The following is a 3,702-nucleotide window of genomic DNA, read 5'->3' on the forward strand; positions in this document are numbered from 1 at the left end:
GATCGATGCGCTGGACGAGGAAAGCCGCGCGGCTATCCTGACCCAGACCGGCCGCAACCCGCGGGCCGTGGCGGTGTCCGCTTTGTCGGGCGAGGGGATCGGCGATCTCGACCGCCTGCTGGACCAGCGGATGAACGTCAATCGTCAGGTCGTCGACCTGGCGGTGGACCTCGGCGACGGAGCGGCGCTCGCTTGGCTCTATGCCAAGGGCGAGGTGCTCGACCGGCACGACGACGAGGAGCATGCGCATCTGCAGGTCTCCATCGATCCCGTGGATCTCGCCCGGTTCGAGAAGCGGTTCCAGCCCGACATCGAGGTCGGTCCACAACCTTAAGAGGTTCTTCCGGCTGTCCTGGCCAAACGGAATGGGGTGCAAACGGCAGCTATGACCTGTTGCACCCCACTCCGGTCTTAAGACCAATGCGGCGTGGTCATTTCCCCGTTGGGGTCCGATGATTGGATAAGGAGCGGTTGTGCTCCCCCTTGAGGAGGACTGCCAATGCGGTTGCAAACCGATCCGTCGTGCTTCTCGATCACGGCTTTCCTTGCCGATCAGGTAGCCCTCGTCTCCCGTCAGGAAAAGCTTCCGCCGGGTGCCGCGTTGCTGCGCCTGCAGGAGCTTTCGCACACGCCTGAAGGTCGCGCGACATTGATGCGGCTGATCGAGTCCGCTGCCGAGCGGGAACAGAATGCCGACGAAGCCGCGAAGATCTCGGCGATCTGCCGTGAACTGTCTGCGTGGGGCTACGGCGGTTTCGTAAGCGGCCCGCGCCATGAGTCTCACCGTGCGGCGGCGTGACGGCGATTTGACTCACGCTTGATGGGTGACGGCGACTGCGATGGCGGGCCATAATGGGCCATTCGCCATCGCCGCGGTTCCGTCGTGCTCCGTTCCCCTTTCCGTTCCGTTCTGACCGGCGCCGTCTTTATGATGCCGGCATTGCCGCTGTTGCTGGCATTCGCCCAGCCCTTGGCGGCGGAACCGCTGCGGCCGGGAACGCCGCTGCCGCCCGGCTATGTCGAAGAGCCGGAGACCCCGCCCGAAGATCCGCTTCCTCCTCCGCCGAAGCCGCTGTCTGTCGCCCCCGACGAACCGCAGGTCGTGGCACCCGATGCCGCGGAATTGCTGAAGGAGTGCAAGCAGCCGGCCTTCACCGACTGCTTCCGCCTGTGGCAGCCCCCGCCACCCCCGCCGGAGCCGGAGAAGGACACCGCCGGTCCGCCGCCGGCACCTCTGCCGCCCGATCCCAAGGCGCCGCGCGAACCGGCGCAAGGTGGCCCGGTGCCGCCTCCGCCGCCCGATCCGGCCAAGGAGGCGGCTGCGGCTGCAGCCGACCGCGCCACCTTCGATGCGCTGTCCAAAGCGCTGAAGGACAGCGGACTGGGCGGCAAGGTGCTGCTGAGCGACCCGAAGGGTGGCGATCCCGTGTTGAAACTGGACAGCGCGCCCGGCAGCAAGCCGGCAGCAAGGCGCTGAGTCACTCTCACCTCGAATTGCAAGAGGCCAACCAGATATGACGGGTTTCCCGCTCCCCGACATCGACCGCGTGTCCGACCTGATCCGCTCCGTCGCTCAGACGGAGATCATGCCCTATTTTCAGAAGCTCGACGCTGCGGGCATTCGCCAGAAGACCGGCCCCACCGACCTCGTCACGCTGGCGGACGAGGCGGCGGAGCGGGCCCTGACCCCAGCGTTGCAAGCCCTGTTGCCGGGTAGCCAGGTCATCGGCGAAGAGGCTGCGTCGGAGGATGAGCGCGTGCTCGACCGCATCCATGGCGACGATCCGGTGTGGATCATCGACCCGGTGGACGGCACGATCAATTTCGCCCAGGGCCGGCCGATGTTCGCAGTGATCGTGGCACTTGTGTGCAAGGGGGAGACCGTTGCCGGTTGGATCCACGATCCGGTCGATGGACGCATGGCGACCGCGGTGAAGGGACGGGGGGCTTGGCTGAACGGACGCCAAGTCCATGTCGCGCCGCCGGTCCCTCTGCCGCAGATGGTCGGCGCGATGTCCACGCGCTTTTGCAGCGAGGAAATGAGGCGGCAACTGGAGGAGCGCAGCGCCGGCCTGGCGGAGCGTGTGTGCCTGTCGAGCGCCGCGCAGGAATATCTGCGTCTGCTGGAGGGGCGGGCGCATTACTCGCTCTATCACCGGCTGATGCCATGGGACCATGCGGCCGGTGTATTGCTGCATGCGGAAGCCGGCGGCTATTCGGCCCTGATCGACGGAACGCCTTATCGGCCGGGGCTGCTGAAGGGCAGCATCCTGCTGGCGCCCGACCGTGAGAGCTGGCAGGCCCTGCATGGGCAGCTGTTCGGGTGAGTGACGGATTGGGACGGGGGCGATGTGGCCCCCGCGGCCGATCCTCATCAATGCGCAAGCAGAGCCGGCAGGGTCAATCCTTCCAGCACGCTGCGCGTTGCCCCGCCCAGCACCAGTTCGCGCAGGCGGGAATGGCCGTAGGCACCCATCACCAGCAGATCGGCGCCCTGATCGCCGCAGCAGGACAGGATCATGTCGCCGACCTCGCCCCCCGATGCGATGACCGACTGCGGACGGGCGGCGATGCCGTGGCGGTGCAGCCAGTCGACGAGGGCGGCGGCCTCGGTGCTCTGCTGCCCCAGCGGTTCGACCGTCAGCACCGTGACGGACTCCGCCGTCTCCAGGAAAGGCATGGCGGCGCGCACGGCGCGGGCCGATTCGCGGCTGTTCTTCCAGGCGATCAGCACATGGCGGCCGATGGGGGCCGTTACGGGCTGGCTGGGCGGTAGGACAAGAACTGGGGTCGCGGTTTCCAGCGGCAGGCGGTCGGGAATGTGGTGAAGCGAGACGCGTTCGCCCGACCGCACCGCCGCGGATTGTGCGACGACGATCAGGTCGGCGTAGGATGCCCGCTCGGCCAGCAGTTCGACATGGTCGCCTTCGGCCACCGTCCAGTCATAGGGCAGGCCGTCGAGCGTCTGGCGGACCTCCTGTGCGATCCGTTCGGCGTTCTCATGGGCGATGGCGGTCGCTTCCGCCATGAAGCCATAGGAGGCGGCGCGGCCGGTGGCGCCCGCCGGCATCGAGACCGGCGTGGCGATGTAGAGTGCCTGGATATAGGCCGAGAAACGCTTGGCCAGGGCCGCAGCCACCGCGAGGCGGCTGGCGTGGGCATCATCGTTGGCCATGTGCAACAGGATGGTCTTGATCGGCATGCCCTCGCGTCTCCCAACATTATGGTCGGCCCGCCATCAGCCGGCGAAGCGGTTTCCTTCTAGGTAACGCTCCGCCGGGTCGTATGGCAACGCCGCTGGCTGGGGAGGGCAGGCGGTTACTTCACCACCACCGCATACTGCTCGACCGGCGCCACCGCCTTGATCAGGCCGCGAGCCTTCAGGAATTCGGCAAAGCGGGTGTAGCGCTCGGCATCCAGGGCGGCCGGGCTGTGGGAGAAGCGCGGCAGCGTATCGGCCCAGGCGCGGCGGTTCAGCTCGTCGTTCAGCTCCGGATTGCCCTTGACGAAGGCGGCCTGCGATTCTTCCGGATGGTTCAGGATGTAGAGCGTCGCCCGCTCGACCGCCGCCAGGAAGCGCTTGAAGCGCGGGTCGTTTGCCTTGTCCTTGCGGGCGACCAGGATCAGTTCGTCATAGGGGGGAACGCCCTCCTCCTCCGGGTAGAAGGCCCGGCCGGGGTGCTTCTCGATCTCCATCTGTCA

The 3,702-nt window shown here is 67.1% G+C and carries 5 protein-coding genes and 1 pseudogene; 4 read left to right on the forward strand and 2 right to left on the reverse strand.

Annotated features, from left to right (window positions below):
• The 4 genes and pseudogenes from I71_RS33170 to I71_RS33185 form a co-directional block, all read left to right on the forward strand.
• A pseudogene (locus I71_RS33170) lies at positions 1-334 on the forward strand (GTPase HflX); the annotation flags it as partial.
• Positions 335-499: 165 nt separating this feature from the next.
• Positions 500-799 carry a hypothetical protein gene (locus I71_RS33175; RefSeq protein WP_042704348.1) on the forward strand — a complete coding sequence of 100 codons (300 nt, stop codon included), beginning with the start codon at positions 500-502 and terminating at the stop codon, positions 797-799.
• A gap of 84 nt (positions 800-883) precedes the next feature.
• Positions 884-1,477 (forward strand): hypothetical protein, encoded by a 594-nt coding sequence (locus I71_RS33180; protein ID WP_042704350.1) that lies wholly within the window; start codon positions 884-886, stop codon positions 1,475-1,477.
• Between the two features lie 37 nt (positions 1,478-1,514).
• A complete protein-coding gene (locus I71_RS33185; RefSeq protein ID WP_042704352.1) occupies positions 1,515-2,327 on the forward strand; it encodes an inositol monophosphatase family protein in 813 nt (270 codons plus the stop codon).
• Between the two features lie 47 nt (positions 2,328-2,374).
• On the opposite strand, the gene I71_RS33190 is transcribed toward I71_RS33185, so the two are convergent.
• Entirely contained in the window at positions 2,375-3,202 is an 828-nt protein-coding gene (locus tag I71_RS33190) for a universal stress protein (protein ID WP_042704353.1), read from the reverse strand.
• Between the two features lie 116 nt (positions 3,203-3,318).
• Positions 3,319-3,696, reverse strand: a complete 378-nt coding sequence (locus I71_RS33195) for an ABC transporter substrate-binding protein (RefSeq protein ID WP_244434206.1) — start codon at positions 3,694-3,696, stop codon at positions 3,319-3,321.
• Positions 3,697-3,702: the final 6 nt, after the last annotated feature.

The sequence above is a fragment of the Azospirillum sp. B506 genome (genome assembly GCF_000333595.1).
Classification (GTDB): domain Bacteria; phylum Pseudomonadota; class Alphaproteobacteria; order Azospirillales; family Azospirillaceae; genus Azospirillum.